This is a genomic window from Dyadobacter sp. BHUBP1 (genome assembly GCF_050587785.1).
GTDB lineage: Bacteria > Bacteroidota > Bacteroidia > Cytophagales > Spirosomataceae > Dyadobacter.
Genome location: NZ_JBOBIH010000004.1, coordinates 706,842 through 725,998 on the forward strand (window position 1 = coordinate 706,842; position 19,157 = coordinate 725,998).

The 19,157-nt window shown below is 53.2% G+C and carries 12 protein-coding genes; 10 read left to right on the forward strand and 2 right to left on the reverse strand.

What is annotated here, in order from left to right; all coding sequences use genetic code 11:
- Positions 1–46 precede the first annotated feature (46 nt).
- The 8 genes from ACQ4MZ_RS19360 (at position 47) to ACQ4MZ_RS19395 (ending at position 15,020) form a co-directional block, all read left to right on the forward strand.
- Positions 47–3,325, forward strand: coding sequence for a SusC/RagA family TonB-linked outer membrane protein (locus ACQ4MZ_RS19360; protein WP_430847494.1), 3,279 nt, complete (start codon positions 47–49; stop codon positions 3,323–3,325).
- A gap of 20 nt (positions 3,326–3,345) precedes the next feature.
- Positions 3,346–5,139 (forward strand): RagB/SusD family nutrient uptake outer membrane protein, encoded by a 1,794-nt coding sequence (locus tag ACQ4MZ_RS19365; RefSeq protein ID WP_430847496.1) that lies wholly within the window; start codon positions 3,346–3,348, stop codon positions 5,137–5,139.
- A 15-nt stretch (positions 5,140–5,154) separates the two neighbouring features.
- Complete coding sequence (locus ACQ4MZ_RS19370; protein WP_430847498.1) at positions 5,155–6,048, forward strand: metallophosphoesterase family protein; 894 nt, start codon at positions 5,155–5,157, stop codon at positions 6,046–6,048.
- A 470-nt stretch (positions 6,049–6,518) separates the two neighbouring features.
- Positions 6,519–8,336 (forward strand): alpha-1,3-galactosidase-related protein, encoded by a 1,818-nt coding sequence (locus ACQ4MZ_RS19375; protein WP_430847500.1) that lies wholly within the window; start codon positions 6,519–6,521, stop codon positions 8,334–8,336.
- Between the two features lie 80 nt (positions 8,337–8,416).
- Entirely contained in the window at positions 8,417–10,783 is a 2,367-nt protein-coding gene (locus ACQ4MZ_RS19380) for a glycoside hydrolase family 95 protein (protein WP_430847502.1), read from the forward strand.
- Between the two features lie 358 nt (positions 10,784–11,141).
- Positions 11,142–11,771, forward strand: a complete 630-nt coding sequence (locus ACQ4MZ_RS19385) for a (2Fe-2S)-binding protein (protein ID WP_430847504.1) — start codon at positions 11,142–11,144, stop codon at positions 11,769–11,771.
- Positions 11,768–12,775 (forward strand): FAD binding domain-containing protein, encoded by a 1,008-nt coding sequence (locus ACQ4MZ_RS19390; RefSeq protein WP_430847506.1) that lies wholly within the window; start codon positions 11,768–11,770, stop codon positions 12,773–12,775. Before ACQ4MZ_RS19385 ends, ACQ4MZ_RS19390 begins: the two co-directional genes overlap by 4 nt.
- Before the next feature lie 7 nt (positions 12,776–12,782).
- Complete coding sequence (locus ACQ4MZ_RS19395) at positions 12,783–15,020, forward strand: xanthine dehydrogenase family protein molybdopterin-binding subunit (protein ID WP_430847508.1); 2,238 nt, start codon at positions 12,783–12,785, stop codon at positions 15,018–15,020.
- Between the two features lie 6 nt (positions 15,021–15,026).
- On the opposite strand, the gene ACQ4MZ_RS19400 is transcribed toward ACQ4MZ_RS19395, so the two are convergent.
- Both ACQ4MZ_RS19400 and ACQ4MZ_RS19405 read right to left on the reverse strand, forming a co-directional pair.
- A complete protein-coding gene (locus tag ACQ4MZ_RS19400; protein ID WP_430847510.1) occupies positions 15,027–16,817 on the reverse strand; it encodes a hypothetical protein in 1,791 nt (596 codons plus the stop codon).
- 86 nt (positions 16,818–16,903) lie between these two features.
- On the reverse strand, positions 16,904–17,356 hold the full coding sequence (locus ACQ4MZ_RS19405) for a hypothetical protein (RefSeq protein WP_430847512.1): 453 nt from the start codon (positions 17,354–17,356) through the stop codon (positions 16,904–16,906).
- Between the two features lie 113 nt (positions 17,357–17,469).
- Here ACQ4MZ_RS19405 and ACQ4MZ_RS19410 point away from each other — a divergent pair, with 113 nt between their 5' ends.
- Positions 17,470–18,111 carry an RNA polymerase sigma-70 factor gene (locus tag ACQ4MZ_RS19410; RefSeq protein ID WP_430847514.1) on the forward strand — a complete coding sequence of 214 codons (642 nt, stop codon included), beginning with the start codon at positions 17,470–17,472 and terminating at the stop codon, positions 18,109–18,111.
- Positions 18,112–18,123: 12 nt separating this feature from the next.
- On the forward strand, positions 18,124–19,137 hold the full coding sequence (locus ACQ4MZ_RS19415) for a FecR family protein (RefSeq protein WP_430847516.1): 1,014 nt from the start codon (positions 18,124–18,126) through the stop codon (positions 19,135–19,137).
- The last annotated feature ends 20 nt before the right edge of the window (positions 19,138–19,157 follow it).

A 19,157-nucleotide genomic window follows, 5' to 3' on the forward strand; every position in this document is an offset into this window, starting at 1 on the left:
GCATTCCAAAAATGCCCCAAAAGTGGCCAACCTTTAACTTTTACTTATGATGAAAAGTGTACCCAGACCTTACTACGCAAGGCTGCTGCGAAGCCTGCGAATGGTTACGATTTTTGCGCTCGGCGTCATCGCACCAGCGCTCGCACAGACGACCCTCAATGCCGGCGGCAAAGTGAAAGTCACCGGAAGCGTTACCGACGGCAAGGACCTCCTGCCGGGTGTGAATGTGGTGATCAAAGGCTCCCAGAGAGGGACCATCACCGATCAGAACGGCCAGTATTACCTCGAAGGCGTGTCGGGGAGCGACATTCTCGTGTTTTCCTACATTGGGTATAAAACACAGGAAGAGCTCGTGAAAGGCCGTAGCGAGATTTTTGTAACGTTACAGGCCGATCATGGCAATCTCGAAGAAGTGGTCGTGATCGGCTACGGTGTCGAGAAAAAGGTGAATATCACCGGTGCTGTGGACCAGATTTCCGGTAAGCAGTTCGAAGCCAGGCCGGTAGCCAATGTGATGCAGGGCTTGCAAGGAGTGAGTCCGGGCCTGAACATTACTTACCAGAGCGGTACGCCCGGAACCGTACCGAACTTCAACATCCGGGGTTTTACGTCCATCAATGGTGGTGAGCCCTTGTTCGTGATCGACGGTATTGCGGCTGCGAACAGCACAGACCTCCTTCGCCTGAACCCTTCCGATATTGCGAGCTTTTCGGTATTGCGCGATGCAGCCTCGGCGGCAATTTACGGCGCCCGGGCGGCATTCGGTGTGGTGCTGATCACCACCAAGCAGGGTGGGAGAGGCAGGCAGTCCATTACCTATAATAACTTCTTTTCCTGGGGCCAGCCGACGGTGCTTCCCAAGCCGGTCACCGACCCTTACATTTTTTCGCGGGTGCTCGAAACGTCTACCGACAACACGCCCTGGGACTACGTCAACTATTCCGACGAATATTACGCCTGGGCTAAAGAGCGCTCGGATAATCCGTCCACACCCGACACACGTATAGACCCATCCGATCCGACCAAATGGGCCTATATGGGCAGCAACAACTGGTACGATTACTTTTTTACCAAAAGGAGCTTTTCCCAGAACCACAGCGTCGGGTTTACCGGCAGCGCCAAGACGGCCAACGAACGCACCGTAGGCTATTACATTTCGGCGGATTATAACCATGAGGGCGGCTTAAACAAGCTTACGGACGACTATTGGAGACGCTACTCTTCCCGAGCCCGTTTGGATTTCGCTCCTCTCAAATGGCTGAAACTGGATAATAACCTATCGGTTTACCGCACAGAACGCGCGGTGCCGACGGCCAACATCAACGACATCTATACGTTGCAACCAACACAGGTGGCCGTGAACCCCGACGGAACCTGGGCGAACACCGGCGCAGGACGCCTGGCCGCCAGACTGACCGACGGAGGCAACAAGAAGCAGGATATGTTCGGCTTCCAGAACATTTTCCGCGGCATCGCCACCGCATTGAGCGGCGACCTCGTGATAACCGGTTCGGCGAGCTTCAAACGGGAGCAGTGGAATACCAAGCAGGATCAGCGCAATTACCGCATTGGTTTTGGTCCGAACGACATTCGTACCGAAGGCGGGACCGGTGGAGTGTATGAGACCAATGCTACCCTGGCCAATAATGTGATGGATTTGTTTGCCAATTATACCAAAACGCTGGGCGTTCACCGGATCAACCTGCTCGCGGGTTATAACCAGGAGAGTTACAGCTATACCACCACCAAAGCACAGAAAGTAGGCCTGATTTCCCCTTCATTGCCCTACATCAGCCTTACCAGCGGAACTGCCCAGGCATTTGGTGCGGATACGAGCTACGCCACCCGCAGTTTCTTTGGTCGGATCAACTATACGCTGCGCGACCGCTACATTATTGAAGCGAACGGGCGCTATGACGGCTCGTCGCGCTTCCCGGCAAGCAACCGCTGGGGATTCTTTCCATCCGTATCGGCGGCGTGGATCGCCAGCTCCGAATCGTTCGTGAAGGACGCATTGCCTCTTTTTCCTACACTTAAATTCCGTGCTTCGTATGGCGATCTGGGTAACCAGAACGTGGGCTATTACAGCTTCCGCCAGGCGTTGCCGGCAGGGCTGTCCAATTACCTGATCGGTGGTAACAAGCAAACCGTGATTACCAGCTCGCCGATCCTGCGCGTAGACCCGTCCAACTATACCTGGGAGCGTGTATCGACGCTGAACTTCGGAGCTGATCTCGGGGTGTTGAGAGACCGTTTGACATTCGGCATCGACTATTACATCCGCGATACCAAGGGGATGCTCACCGACGGGGAGGAACTTCCGGGCGTACTCGGTACGAAGGTGCCGGCCCAAAACGTGGCCGATTTGCGTACAAAAGGCCTCGAATTGACCTTGAACTACAACGATACTTATCAGGTGAGCGGTAAAACGCTTTCGCTCAGCGCCAAATTGATCTTGTCCGACTCGCGTTCACAGATTACCCGTTTCAAAAACGACCAGGAGCTGTTTTCAAAATTCCGTAAAGGACAGAATCTGGGCGAGATCTGGGGGCTTACCAATGATGGCCTTTTCCAGAATACCGACGAAATCGCGAAGCTCGATGAAAGCGATATCGTTCCCTGGGGGGCATTGTCCGTGGTGCCGGGATGGCCGAAATACAAAGACCTCGACGGCGATGGCCGCATTACGCAAGGATTGACCAAAAAGGACCCGAAAGATCTTTCGGTGATCGGAAATACGACCCCGCGTTATCGCATTGGTTTCAACCTAAACGCCGACTGGAACGGTTTCGACTTTTCGGCCGTACTGCAAGGCGTGCTGAAAGGCGATTACTATCCGCGGCATTACCTCTACTGGGGCCCTTACCAGCAGCCTTATGCCAACGTTTATCCCTGGAACCTCGATTACTACCGAGGCCAGGCGGATTCGGACCAGCAACGCGCCAAGCATTCGAAGTCCTACATTGCGGCAGGACTTGCCGATGCGAATACCAATGCCGATTTCCCTGTGCTGCAATCGTGGCTCGCGGATAACAACTACGGCTCGGGCCTCGATATAGCGCAGACGAAATACCTGTTGAGCGCGGCTTACCTTCGGATCAAGAACATCACGATCGGCTATTCGCTGCCTACTTCGTTGCTGCAAAAGCACAATATCAGCCGGGTGCGCATCTTCGCAAGCGGGGAAAACCTTTTTGAATTCTCGCAACTCAAAAAGTATTTCGATCCGGAGGTAATCAGTAACAGCAGCACTTTCAATACTTCGAACGGCTTTTCGTATCCGTTCCAGCGGAAGTTTGCATTTGGTGTCAATGTCGAGTTTTGATTTTAATCCATCAGCCTGAAATGAAAAAGCATATATTATTACTGGCGTTGTTGACCGGTGCGAGCGCCTGCAACGACGATTTCCTCGAAAAACTGCCGCAGACCTCCATTTCGCCGGAGGTGTTCTTTGCCAACGAAGGCGATCTCGCATTGTACGTCAATGGCCTGCTGAGCATGCCCGACATGTATGGCATTTATCTCAACGACCAGAGCACCGACAATGCTGCCACGACCGGCGCAGTGGAGATGAAGGTGATCATGACGGGCTCTCCAAGCTCGCAAACCATCACCGGCGGCTGGGACTGGGGCCGTTTGCGGAATATCAATTATTTCCTGGACAATTATAACAAGGCCATTGCTACGCCCGACGTGAAAGCGCATTATGCCGGAATTGCCCGCTATTATCGTGCGCAGTTCTATCTGGAAAAGGTAGGTCGGTACTCGGATGTTCCCTGGTTTTCGAAAACGGTGAACCCCGGTGACGAGGAACTTTACAAAACGCAGGACCCGCGTGCGGTTGTCATGGACAGTGTGATGGCCGACCTTGCTTTCGCAGCGGCGAATGTAAGGGAGTCGGTGACTGCCGGAACGCCGGGCAAATGGGCGGTGATGGCGCAGTATGCCCGCACAGCATTGTATGAAGGTACGTATCGGAAATACCACCCCGAGTTGAGCCTCCAGGCCACCGCCAACAAATTCCTGGAAACGGCAGCTGCGATTTCGGCCGAGATTATGGCGTCGAACAAGTTTGCGATTTACAGCACCGGCAAGCCGAATGCGGATTATGCGGCGCTGTTCAATAGCCAGGATCTGAGCTCAAACAAGGAAGTGATCCTGGCGAATGCGTTCGATCAAACGAAGGAGCGCAGCCAGAATATCAACAGCACGGTGTTCGGCGACTACGAGCAGGCCCCGTCGCGTGACCTCGTGCAGACCTACCTGATGAAAGACGGGACCCGTTTCACCGACGTGCAGGGTTACCAGCAGTTTGGGTTTGTGAAGGAGTTTCAGAACCGCGATCCACGTCTCGCGCAGACGCTCGTGTACCCGGGCTGGGTACGCGCAGCTGAAACGGCCCCTTACATTTTGCGCCTGAACAAGAATTTTACCGGTTATCACCAATTGAAAGGCTATATCAATTCCACCGATAATGTAATTCTGAACAGCGTGGATGTGCCGGTGTACCGCTATGCCGAGGTACTTTTGACCTATGCCGAAGCGAAAGCGGAATTGGGAACACTTACCCAGGATGATCTTGATAAATCGGTGAACCTGATTCGTGCCCGTGTAGGAATGCCCGATTTGAAACTGGCAGCCGCCAACGGTAGCCCGGATCCGGTGATGGCGCAGAAATACCCGAACGTAACCGGCGCCAACCGCGGTGTTATTTTTGAGATCCGTCGTGAAAGAAGGGTAGAGTTTGCATTCGAAAACCAGCGTTTCGACGACATCATGCGTTGGCAGGCGGGCAAGTTGCTGACCGCTATTCCCGAAGGAGCATATTTTCCGGGTTTGGGTAAATACGACCTGACAGGCGACGGCGTGGAGGATATTATCCTGATCGACAAGTCGAAAACAATCCCCGACGAAAAGGCAAAGGAAAAGAACAGCCTCGGGGTGGCGCTGATCTATTACCGCGCGGGAGCTATCGGCGAGGACGTGACCGTATATCTCAAAAACGGCAATGCCGGCGGCACGATGGTGACCGAAACGGCTGTCCGTAAATTCGAAGACCCGAAATACTATTACCGGCCTGTTCCTCAGAAGGAAATGTTACTGAATCCCAAGTTGAAGCAGGTTTTTGGTTGGAATTAATTTAAAATCAATACAATGAACAGACGTTCCTGGATCCGCAACACCGGATTGCTCACGGCTGCTTCGGTAACTGGCCCGGCTACCCACGCCGGGCTTGTTGCAGATAAGCCGGTACTGAAAATCGCTCACATTACCGATGTGCACATCCGAGGGGGCGACGACGCGCCCAACCGTTTCAAAAAGTGCCTCGCCGATGTTTTGAAGCACAAACCCGATTTCTTTCTGAATGGCGGCGACTCCATTCATGCCGCAGATTACAAGGATGTTACCCGTGAAACCATGCTGGGTTATTGGAGGCTTTGGGACGAATGCATGGCCACACTGAAAGGCTACGAAATCCATAGCTGCATCGGGAACCATGATCCCTGGTGGGCGGCGCCTTCCAAAGAAGATGAAATGTATGGCAAAAATTATGTAGTGAAGCGGCTCAAAACGCCAGGTCGTTATTACAGTTTTACCCAAAAGAACTGGCATTTCGTGATCCTCGACGGCAACAATGAGCACGTGTCGCTGGGCGACGAGCAATATCAATGGCTGGAAGCCGACCTTGCCAAACTGGCGCCGGGCACATTTGTGCTCCTGATGTCGCATTACCCGATTCTGGGCGCTACGCCTATGCTCGCGGGCGGGGGAGGGCATTCGGATTATAAAAAACTCAAAAACCTGTTCTATAAACACCGCGATAAGGTGCGTATTTGCCTCAGCGGGCACCAGCATTTGCAGGACCATACCGAGTACAACGGCGTTCAGTACTGCTGCAACGGCGCCATGAGCGGTTTCTGGTGGGAAAAAGGCGATGCGGAATCCGCCGGACCCAACTATTATCAGGAAACGCCGCCAGGATATGCGATGCTCGAATTGTTTGCGGATGGGAAGGTGACAAATACCTATTATCCACATAATTACTAGTTGATAGTCAGGTGTGGTCAGGTATGGCCAGGTGTAGCCAAGTGTTGTTTTCACCAATAGTAAATGCCGTTAGGCATGTGATATTGGTAGAAGGCACGATGAATCCGGTTCGCCAAAAATGCCGTCAGGCATGTAACAACAATGCGCTGTTGTCACATGCCTGACGGCATTTTCGAAATACACCATTCGAATCGATTGCTGCCAACATTACATCGCTACAGGATTCCGGCGGCTATTTTAAGTCAGTACATTATCCTGTCCATTGCGCTCGATAATTCCGAACATTTTTTTTGACCAACCCCGACTATACCTGACTACACTTGACAATACCTGACAGAAAACCACACCTGACCAGACCTGTCAAAAAACCAACCCCCCTTCTTTTTGCACAAACAATCTCAATTTTGACCTAATTTGCAGCCCGACTTACCATACCTGACCACCACCTGACCCTATCCGACCTGATGCCCATGCCTTACCGTTTCTACGCCACGCTGTTCTGCGCATTACTACTGCAATACCGTTCCAACGCCCAAACCGTTTCCGTGGCTGACGCGGGCGTTCATCCCGATACTTACGAAAACGTCACTGCCCGCATTCAGCAGGTCATCGACGAGGTAATCCGCACCGGGAAAACGATCCTGACGTTCCCGAAAGGCCGGTACGATTTCTGGCCCGACGGCGCTCTCCGCGAGAAGTATTTTATTTCCAACACCTCCACCGAAAAAGAGGACTCACTCAAAATCCGGACGATCGGGATGCTTTTTCGCAATGCAAAGAACCTGACAATCGACGGCAATGGGGCGCTGTTTGTCTTTCACGGAAAGATGACGACGATCGTGCTGGAACATTGCGAAAACGTAAAGCTGCAAAACATCCACGTCGATTTTGAAAGGCCGACGATGTCCGAAATGCGATACGTGAAAACGTCAGATGACGGGGTAGTGCTGGATATCCAGCGTGACGCCCGTTATGCGATCCGTGACGGCAGGCTTGAATGGTTTGGAGAAGGATGGAAAACGACGCATTTCCATGCCGTGGAGTTTGATACTACCCTGAAAACCATGCGTTACAGCGATTGGAAGCCTTATGCCAACGCACAAGCTACGGAAATCGCTCCGGGGCGGGTCCATTTCAAAACCACTGTAACGCCCAAACCGGGCAATATTCTCACCGTCCGCGACATCATCCGCGACCAGGTGGGGATGCACATCCGCGAGTGTAAAAACGTAACACTTGAAGATGTGGGCATGCATTTCATGCACGGCTTGGGCATTGTGAGCCAGTATTCCGAAAACGTGACCATGCGCCGCGTTACCTGCGCGCCACGGCCCGAAACAGGCCGCATTGTCGCTTCATCCGCCGATTTTATGCATTTTTCGGGGTGTCGCGGTAAAGTTACTATCGAAGATTGCCGCTTCTCCGGTGCGCATGACGACCCGATCAACATGCACGGGACCAATCTGCGCATTATCGGTCGGCCAGATGCAAATTCGCTCAAAGTGAGGTTTATGCATGGGCAGAGCTACGGTTTCAATGCGTTCTTTCCCACAGATACGGTGGCTTTCGTGCATTCGGCTTCCATGGAGCGGTTTGCAAATGGGATTGTCAAAGCGGTTAGCCGTTTGAACGACCGCGAAATTCTGCTAACCTTCGAAAAACCTGTTCCGGCGGCACTGGAAGACCACGATTGTGTCGAAAATATGACCTGGACACCGGAAGTACTCATTCGGGGCAACTATTTTACCCGCACCAACACCCGTGGCGTGCTGCTTACGACGCCGCGCAAGGCTGTGATCGAAAACAATACCTTTTTTCGTACCGGCATGAGCGCCGTGCTGATCGAGGCGGACGCGGAGGGCTGGTACGAATCGGGCCCGGTGCGGGATGTTACCATTCGCAACAATGAGTTTATAGACTGCGCCTACCAGGGAGGGCCGGGTAATGCGGTAATTGCCATTAACCCTTCCAACAAAGTTGCCGACGTCAAAAAGCCGGTTCATTTCAACATCCGGATTGAGGGTAATACTTTTCATACATTTGATTATCCCGTGCTGTTCGCCAAAAGTACCCGCGGGTTGGTTTTCGGCAACAACCGGATCGTCCGCACGGTGGAGCTCAATCCGCAGTCTGATAACCATAATATGTTCTGGTTCAATGGTTGTTCCGATGTGGAGGTCTCGGGTTTAAAACTGGAAGGAGAGGTGCTGGGCAGGAATATCAAGCTGGAAAACATGCCGAAAAGCAACATAAAGGTTGCCGGCTCGCCCAAGCTGACGATTGAATAGTGGTCGGCGATTGTCGGAAAGCCCATTTTTAAATTCAAAAACGGCATCTAATTTTACCATTATTTGCCAAAACCCCAGTGATGAAAACACTTCTCGGACTACTCATCTGTTCTGTTACCGCATTCAGCCCGCTGCAAGCGCAACCTGATCCCAAACCCCAACCCGCACCATTGTCGCTCTGGTACGACCAGCCTGCCAAAGAATGGATGACCCAGGCATTGCCGATCGGTAATGGCTACGTGGGCGCCATGTTTTTTGGAGGAACGGACGAGGAGCGCATCCAGTTTTCAGAAGGCAGCTTGTGGGCAGGTGGTAAGGGAGCCAATGCAGCGTATAATTTTGGTTTAAAAAAAGAGGCTTATAAACATTTACCGCAGGTACGCGAGTTGCTCGCCGCAGGGAAAATGAAAGAGGCCCATGCACTGGCCAACAAGGAGCTGACGGGCGTTATTCATGAAAAAAAGGAGAATACGCCGTCTTCCGATTTTGGTGCGCAGCAAACGGTAGGCAACCTGTTCATTAAGTTACCTGCCAAAGGCGCGGTGCAGCATTACCGCCGCGAGCTGAATATCTCCGATGCATTGGGTAAGGTGAGCTATGACGCAGGCGGTACCCATTTTGAAAGGACTTATTTCGGCAACTATCCCTCGAAGGCGATAGTGTACAAGTTCACCTCTTCAACGCCTGAAACCTATTCCATCCGTTTTGAAACACCTCATGCCAAAGATTATGAGCAGTTTGTTAAAAACCACTATACCTTCGGCGGGCATTTGAAAGACAACCACCAGGAGTTCGAAACCGTTTACCGTATCGATACCGATGGCAAAACGGCTTTCAGCAATGGCGTGCTGACGGTTACCGGTGCCAAATCCATTGTCCTGGTCCACACCGTGGCTACGGATTATGTGATGAAATTCCCTGATTACAAGGGGAATGACTACAAGAAGGCCAATGCCGCAACCATGGCGAAGCTAACCGGTAAAAACTACGCCGCATTACTCGCCGAGCAGCAAAAGGATTACCACGGCCTGTTCGACCGCGTATCATTGACGCTGGGCAATGCCACCGCACCGGCACTTCCTACCGACCAGCGCCAGAAGGCCTATTCGGCCGGCCAGCCCGATACCGGCCTGGAAGAGCTGTACTTTCAATACGGCCGCTACCTGATGATTTCATCGACCCGCCCGGGTACCATGCCCATGAGCTTACAGGGCAAATGGAATGACAGTACCAACCCGCCCTGGGCGAATGATTACCATACGAATATCAACGTACAAATGCTTTACTGGCCCGCCGAGGCGACCAACCTTTCGGAATGCCATTTGCCGCTGATGGATTTCACACAGTCGATCGTCGAGCCGGGACGTCTGGCAGCAAAAGAGTTTTTCAATGCCAAAGGATGGATCGTCAATACAATGTTGAATGCCTACGGTTATACTTCGCCGGGCTGGGATTTCCCGTGGGGCTTCTTCCCCGGCGGCGCGGCATGGCTTTGCCAGCATTTGTGGGAGCATTATGCATTTACGAATGACAAGGTATTCCTGAAAAATACGGCCTATCCGGTCATGAAAGAGGCTTCGGAGTTCTGGATGGATTATCTGAGCAGCGACGGTAAAGGCCACCTTGTGTCCTCACCATCGTATTCGCCCGAACATGGCGGAATTTCTACCGGCGCTACCATGGACCACGAAATGGCCTGGGACGTACTGAACAACACCGCCGAAGCGGCAGCCTTGCTGGGCATCGACGCCGATTTCGCGCAAAAGGCCCGCGCTACCCGCGACAAGATATTGCCTTTGCAGATCGGCCGCTGGAAACAGTTGCAGGAATGGCGCGAGGATGTCGACGACTCCACCAGCCACCACCGTCACGTTTCGCACCTCTATGCCCTGCACCCCGGCAAGCAGATCTCCATTACCCAAACGCCGGCCGAAGCGGAAGCCGCACGGGTGAGCCTCAATGCCCGTGGCGACGATGGGACAGGCTGGTCGCTGGCCTGGAAAGTGAACTTTTGGGCGCGCTTGCAAGACGGTAACCGTGCGCACAAGCTGTTCAAAAGCGTACTCCGGCCCGTAGCCGACCAGGGGACCAATATGGCCGACGGCGGCGGTTCCTATGCCAACCTGCTTTGCGCCCACCCGCCATTCCAGCTCGACGGTAACATGGGTTCTACCGCTGGCGTAGCCGAAATGCTCCTCCAATCGCAAACCGGCGTGATCGAACTCCTCCCCGCATTACCCGACGAATGGACTACGGGGTCTGTCAAAGGTCTGAAAGCACGCGGAAATGTAACAGTCGACGAAGTTTGGGAGAATGGTAAATTAAAATCCGTAACGCTGCTTTCGCCCAATGCGCAGAAACGTGTTTTGAAATATGGGAATAAGACGATCAATGCAGAGCTCGCCGCAGGAAAGGTGAAGACGTGGAATGCAGGCGATTTTAAATAATGTAGCAATCAAATGCCGGGCAAAAATCGCGTAGCGATGCAATATCGGTAGCCTCGCTGCATTAAAGGACAAAAGGAAATGCCGTGAGGCATGTAACAACAATGCTCAGCTGTTACATGCCTCACGGCATTTTTACAATCCGGGGGGCGGCCATTTTCTACCAATATTACCTGCCTGACGGCATTCACTTACGGACGATCGTGACAACACTTCCCACTCCCGACCATTCCTGACTATCCCTGACTCTTCCTGACCATTCCTGACTAGACCTGACTACGTCGAACATTCCCACCCCGCCAGAACCGGTAAATCCCACGCCAACCTCCCTTTTCAATACATATTCACGAACTGAACAACCATGGACATCGACCACGACGCTATTCCGCCCGACGTGCCTGACGAAGACCGCCGCTTTTTTCTGAAACAATCCATGTTGTTCGCGGGCCTTTCCATGGCGCCGGCGGACTTTCTGTACGCGGCAGTGGCACCCGACGACGGGCCGGTGGGTAATGCAGTGAAGGTGAAGGTATCACTCACCGTCAACGGAAAACGCAGGCGCATCACCATCGATCCGCGTATGACATTGCTCGATTTGCTCCGCGAAAATCTGAGGCTCACCGGTACCAAAAAAGGCTGTGATTTCGGGCAATGCGGGGCTTGTACCGTGCATGTCGACGGGCGGAGGACATTATCCTGCCTGACATTCGCGGTAATGCAGCATGGCTCGAAAGTCACAACTATTGAAGGGCTCTCGGACGGGGAGAAACTGCATCCGTTGCAGGAGGCGTTTATCAAACATGACGGCTTCCAATGCGGGTATTGCACGCCGGGGCAGGTGATGTCGGGCGTAGCGTGTATACGCGAGGGGCATGCAGGCTCGGCCACGGAGGTGCGGGAGTACATGAGCGGCAACCTGTGCCGCTGCGGGGCCTACCCGAATATCGTGGACGCCATTCTCGAGGTGAAAAAGGAGGGGGCGAAAGTATGAAGCCATTCCAATACCTCCGCCCCAAAACCGTTGCGGAAGCCATCAGTATGGCGGCCGATTACCCCGAAGCGCAGTACATCGCCGGTGGTACCAATCTGGTCGAGCTCATGAAACGCGGCATTGCGTCGCCGTCGAAGCTGATCGATATCAACCATCTTCCATTGAAGAAAATAGAACACCGCTACGATCGCCTCCGCATTGGCGCATTGGCCCTGAATAGCGATGTGGCAAAACATAAAAGTGTACTGAGCCGCCAGCCGTTGCTCGCGCAGGCATTGCTCGCGGGAGCGTCGGGACAGCTGCGCAATATGGCGACGGTGGGCGGTAACTTATTGCAGCGTACGCGTTGCAGCTATTTTTACGATCTGGCATTGCCTTGCAACAAGCGTGAACCAGGCTCGGGCTGTGGCGCCGAAGCGGGCGTTAACCGCACACATGCTATCTTTTTTGCAGGAAACGGGTTTGGAGGAAATGAAAAATCTTTGTGCATTGCCGTGCATCCCAGTGATATGTGCGTGGCACTCGCTGCCCTGGACACCGAGGTGGTGATCGACGGCGCAAGCGGCGAACGAAGGGTACCGTTAAAGGATTTTCACCGGCTTTCCACGCTGCAACCGGAATTGGATACCACCCTGCAACCCGGTGAACTGGTGACAGCCATCGAGGTGGCGGACAATGCATTTGCCCAACATAGCCATTACCTGAAAATATGCGACCGCGCGTCCTATGCTTTTGCATTGGTGTCGGTGGCGGCTGCCTTGCAAATGGATGGCGGACGTATTTGGGACGCCCGGATGGCCCTCGGCGGCGTAGCGCACAAGCCATGGCGGTACTGGGCTATCGACCTTATGCTGCGAGGGCAGGTGCCTTCGGAAAAGCTTTTCAGGGAAGTTGCCGAGCATGAAATGCAAAGTGCAAAAGCCACCGCTCAGAATGCATTTAAAATTAAACTAACCTCCAACGCGATCGTAGCGGCTTTGAAGGCTGCAACGGGCATTTCCTGATCGGGCTATGAACAGACAATCGTTGGATAATCCGTCGGATACCTCGCTCAGCCGCGTCGACGGCGCAGCAAAAGTGACGGGTACAGCCACTTATTCGGCAGAATATGCAATTCCGGAACTTGTACATGCGGTGTTGGTGACGAGTACTATTGCCAAAGGCAGCATTACGGCCATCGATTCACGCGAGGCGGAAGCGGTGCCGGGTGTGCTTATGGTGCTCAGCCATCTCAATGCTATGACAATACCAGGCTGGCCCCCCAAAAAGCAATCGCCGGAGCGCGTACCGCCGGGTACAGCATTCCGCGTGTTTTACGATTCCCTGATCTATTTCGACGGGCAGCCCGTGGCGATGGTGGTCGCGGGTACGCGCGAACAGGCGATGCACGCGGCTTCGCTTGTGCGGATGACGTACCAGCGGGAGGTCCATCAAACGCATTTTGAAAAGAATATCGCGCACTCCGGGATCCCGCTGAATGTGCAGCGATCCAAAAACTCGCCTTTCGGGGACTATGAGCGCGGCGATGCAGCGGATTTGCGTAATGCCGAGATCCGGCTCGAAGCCGAATACACCATTCCTACCCAGCACCACCAGCCGCTCGAACCGCATGCGATTATCGCGGTATGGGAGGCCGATGACAAGCTCACGGTTTATGACAAAAACCAGGGCGTGAAATCCGCACAGGGGCAACTCGCGCAGGCATTCAAGCTGCCGAGGGAGAATGTACAGGTGGTGGCTACCTACATTGGCGGGGCTTTCGGGTCGGGTATTCGGGTGTGGCCGCACACAATGGCGGCGGTAATGGCCGCGAAACAATTGAAACGGCCTGTAAAACTGGTATTGGGACGGGAGCAGATGTTTACATCGGTGGGTTACAGGCCTTATACCAAACAGAAAATCAGTATCGGCGCCGGGAAAGACGGCCGTCTGGCAGGTATTGTACACGAGGGGACGGGGCAGACATCGATGTACGAAGAGCATTTGGAGCGCACAGTCCTCGCGTCGCGTGCGCTGTATGCGTGCCCGCATGTGGCTACGCGCTACCGCCTGCTTCCGCTCGACGTGAATACACCCACGTGGATGCGCGGACCCGGCGATGCCACGGGGATGTTTGCATTGGAATCGGCGATGGATGAGCTGGCTTATGCATTAAAAACAGATCCGCTGGAATTCCGGCTTAAAAATTATGCCGAATCCGATCCTGAACGACACCTGCCATGGTCGGCGAAGTCGCTCAGGGAATGTTATGAGCTGGGTGCAGAGAAAATAGGCTGGAAAAACCGGCTACCAGAGCCAAGGTCGGTGAAACGCAACGGTATGCTGCTCGGTTACGGTATGGCATCGAGCCTGTATGGCTTTCACCGCCATCCTGCCAAGGCCCGGGCCGTGATGCAGGCCGACGGTTCGGTGATCGTGCAAAGCGCGACGATGGATATCGGCCCGGGTACCGGCACGGCTATGACGCGCATCGCTGCGAAGGTTTTAGGAGTAAATGCTAATAAAGTACGTTTCGACCTGGGTCATTCGGCCCTGCCTGACGCTCCGGGGCAGAATGGCTCGTCCACGATTCCCAGTGTAGGCTCGGCGGTGCATGTCGCTTGTGAGGCGTTGAAAAGCAAATTGATCGCTTTGGCGGGGGAGATGCCAGGGGGGCTTAAGTCAAGAGGTCAGCTGGTGGTCAGGAATGGTCGGATATTCGGTTCTGCCGATGATAAAGAGGGTGTGAGTTATGCCGATATATTAAAACACCATCATTTGAACGAACTGGAAGTGATGGAGGAATCGAAATCGGGCGCGGAGCGCGACCAGTATTCGATGTATTCCTTTGGATGTCATTTTGTAGAGGTGGAGGTGAACCCGCTCACGGGCGAGGTGCGCGTTACGCGCGTGGTCACGTGCGCGGACGTGGGCGCGATCATCAACTACAAAACCGCCCGGAGCCAGTCGATCGGCGGCGTTGTAGGCGGCATCGGTATGGCGCTGATGGAGCATTCGGAGATGGACCACCGCTTCGGCCGGTATGTGACCACCGATTTTGCGAGCTACCATATCCCCGTTCATGCCGATGTGCCGCCTATCGAAGTATATTACATCGACAAACCGGATATGCAGGCCAATCCCATTGGTTCGAAAGGCCTTGGAGAGATTGCTATTGTGGGAGTTGCCGGGGCTATTGCGAATGCGGTTTTCCATGCCACCGGTAAGCGCATACGGGAGCTGCCTATTACGCCGGACAAGTTGATCTGAGGAATTTCAGCTGGTACTAACCTCCTTTCCGGTGGTCAGCAAATAGCGGTTCGAGCCGCTAATTACCCCGAGTGTAAGTTTATACTTTTTATTTTTGGACAAATATTGCATCAGCATCCCCATAGACTCGCAGTAACCGGCATAATAGCGGCCGGTGCGCAGGAAGCAGAGAAATGAGTTCCTGCGCAGGCGCATAGGTAACATATGTATCTCGTCACCGGAATGGATGATCAGGTAAATGCCGTCGTCTGGTGAACATTGTAATGCTGGTACCTCAGTTCCTACCTGAATGAAATCGGCGGTTCGCACGGCGATGTCTGATGATCCCCGTATTTCAGCCTGACGCAAATCTTCAAAGGGGAGATCGGGGAATTTGTAAATCCGGTTTTTCAATGCGCTTTCAAAAATTGAATCGACGGCCTTTTTAACAGTGATATAAATTGGTGCCGAGGGGAATTCCCTGTTTTTTGTCCAACCATAAGCGTCTATCTGAATGGTTTTCCGGAAATACATCATATCGGCCCATGTCAGAAAGTAGCTACCTCCAAAGTAGATCACGGCGCTGATTTGCAAAATTGTCATGCGTCGGCTAAGGGCTTGTCGAACAGTGGGTTGTTGAAGCAGTAGGAGATAGTTGAAGGTCGCCCAAAACGTGAAAATGTGTTTATATCTGCTTAGCAAAATAGTTTGAGCACCGAAGGCAGCGCGCCCGAAAGCCAGGGCAAAGAAGGTTACCAGCAAGAAGAGCATGCAGCCTGCCAGCCACCATTGGCTTGGCGTAATCGCAAGTGGCGTTCTCATCAGTTTTTTGCAGAGTAAAAATGCGCTGACTCCTACAAGTGAAAGACTGGCGACTCCGGCAACGGCGGACAAAGCTAACCTTGTAGAGTCACTCTTGTCTACCATCACGTCGGCAATCATGCCCGGCATTGCCACCGCCATCAGTAACATTTCACGCCATGACGACAAATTTTGAGCGGTGGTTGGACGAAAATCGGGTACTGTCAGTCCCCAAAAGTAAAATGTAGTGATAAAACCGAATAGTAATATCCAGAAAGTAGCGGCGAGCCATTCCCGACGGGCCACTAATATGAGCGCGGCAACCGGTCCGACAAATATGCCTGAGACATCGGAATACAGGGCTAAAATTCCCAGGCCCGCCCCCAGGGCCAGGCTCCGCCGGGTGTTTTGGCTGACCAACCAAATGCTCGCAAATCCCCAAACATATACCGCGATTTGTTGCAGCGGTATGATTGACCAATACAATGCTTCGTAGTTGAAATTAGAAAAAAGCACATATGGAACCGGCACGAACAGGGCTAGCGAAAGTCCTCGCTGATAACGGAACCAAGTGAAGATCAATCTGAGAAAAACAAGATAGGAACAAATTCCAGTGAATGCGAGAAAGCGAAAATCGATGGATCCGGTTGCCCAGTACATCACGCAGGCTACTAGCCTGACAACTACAATCCGACGCTCATCGTCCTGCTTGGATAATGCCGACCAGAATTCCCGGAGCGACCCAGTTCCCTCCGCTATCGCAGAAGTAGATTCCAGGATCGCGTCGATATCGTCCTGGTAAGGAATATTGACCGTGGTAACGCCCCATACCCCGAAGAATAACACAACAGGCGTTGCCCACGCGAGGAAAAAGAGGATTTTGCCAAATGCGAAAGGCCCGGAAATGGAGTGAACCGACCCCGGTGATTTGGATCGCCCGGCGACTTGCAGGTAAGCGCCGAGCAGGGAAACACCGCCGACGAAGGCCGACAATGCAAGAAAAATGAAGAGGTTCATGGACTGGTGGCTTTGATGCAAGCCGCCAAACTATCTGCATTTGCCTCTCTATTGCCAACAAACCATCCTTGGGCGCGCCTGGATTATCAGGCGGTTTTTATCCACTTCACGATCAGGTTCGCTACCAGTAATAGCTGAAAAGCGCCGAACGCAATTACCGCGCCCATAAAGCGCACCCGCATATCTTCCCATTCCTGGTATTGTTGGGGCGAAAACGTTGCCCAGGTATCCATGGCGTTGTTGGGCGGGTAACCTGTTGTGCTCGTGATGTAAAGCGCAATGCCGATCGTTGCGAGCACATGCGCGGCCGTCAGTTGCGGGAGGCCGGTGCGGTTTTGCGTGAGCCAATACAGGAGGCTGGTAATCAGGATAATCGTGATCAGGAATTCCGCTATGAGGTCGATCCGAAGCACATAGAAGGTGTCGTACAATTGCACGTCGACTGCATAACTCCGCCGCATCCAGGCGATGACGGCAATGATCGGGCAGGCAAGGAGGAGTACGAGGTGGGGTTTGGTCTGGATGAAGCTATTGCGCATTGTATCGTATTTTTATGGGTGCAAATTAAAAAATGAAAGTTTTTTATTGAAGAACTAGGGTAGCCTTTCCAAATTTTGTCCTGTGGGTGTAGCCCTAAACCCAGCCCCGAACCGTGACACCCCAACCTTCCGAACATTTACCGGACGAAGAGAAAAACCCGGAAAGACCGATTGACCCGAGACCGGGCACGCCGGAGGCGGGTGCGCCGGATAATGCGCTGCCTGACAGGGAATTTTTTATCCGGAAAACATTCGGACTGGATGCGGCCAAAGGGTACGAACTGCTATTCAGGACCTATTATCAGCCGCTTTGCAGCCATGCCGCAAGGTTTGTGTACAACAAGGAAATCGCCGAGGACCTGGTAACGGAAATTTTTCTCAATTTCTGGAAAAAAGAGCTGCATACCTGCATCGCGACGACCTTCCGGGCCTATCTCTTCACGGCGGTGCGCAACAGGTGCTTTACCTATCTCCGTTGGGAATTCAACAAAATCAGGCGGGAGGAGCTCGACGACGATTTTCACTCTGATATGCTCGCGCCGGACCACATCATGGAAATGGACGAGCTGTATATGCAAGTCGAACGGGCGATCCAGGCCTTACCCCCTCAATGCCAGAAGGCGTTCGTCCTGAGCAGGTTTGAAGGGAAATCTTACCAGGAAATCGCGGAGAAGCTCGGAGTAACGGTAAAAGGCGTGGAATGGCACATATCAAAGGCGCTCAGCGTATTGCGCCGATCATTGAAACAGAACTGACAAACTAAAAGCATGAACACACCATTGTCCAAAGAAATGCTCTTCACCTATTTCTCGGGCCAGGCCACGGTGCTGCAAAAGCAGCTTATCGAAGAATGGCTGGGCGAACCGGGAAATACCGAGCGCTATTTCGAATGGTTACAGGAATGGGAAAACAGCCACCCGCAATTTTTGCCGGATGTAGGGGAGGCTTTTAAAAATGTACAGGCCTTGCTGACAGAGCCGTCCGCCAATGAAGGCAATCCACATGCAGGGGTCACCGGTTCACCATCCTTGCCATGGCGGAACTGGTTACGTATAGCAGCCGCTATTCTATTGATGGCAGGAGCAAGCGGGTATTATTACCGCGATGCGATCCTTTACAGGCATTACCGCACGGGCTACGCCCAAAGCCGGACCGTTCAGCTGAGCGACGGAAGTCGTGTATCGCTTCTGGCCAACTCCGATCTGAAACTCCTTCGATGGGGCTTCGGGCGTATCGGGAGGGATGTTTACCTCACTGGCGAGGCCGGTTTTGTGGTAACGCACCAGGTCGATCACCAGCCGTTCACCGTTCACACGCCCGACCAGGGAAAGGTAACCGTGCTTGGTACCGAGTTTTTCGTATATACCCGTAAGAGAGGCACGCAGGTGGTTTTGAGCAAGGGTAAAGTACAGATTTCTTCTCCTGAAATGGCCGTACCGCTCGATATGAAGCCCGGTGAAAAGGCCTCCGTCGCTACGGATGGCAAGATCGCCATTCAACCGCTGACCGTCACTGAACTGAAAGACCCGGCGGTTTGGCAGGAACATCATTTCCATTTTGATCATACCACCCTTGCTGATGCCAGCCGCGAGCTGAATGCAGTATTCGGCCTGAAAATCGTAGTGTCTGATCCTGCATTGGCCGCCCGACAGGTTACCGGCACGTTCAAAGCCCGGCAGGCTGATGAACTGCTGTCGGTGCTGTCCGAAATGCTTGATATGCGTGTGCTGGTCGGTAATGACCAGGTGCGCCTTGTTCCCGATTCAACTGACACCAATTAGATCTTTTAACTAACCCAAAC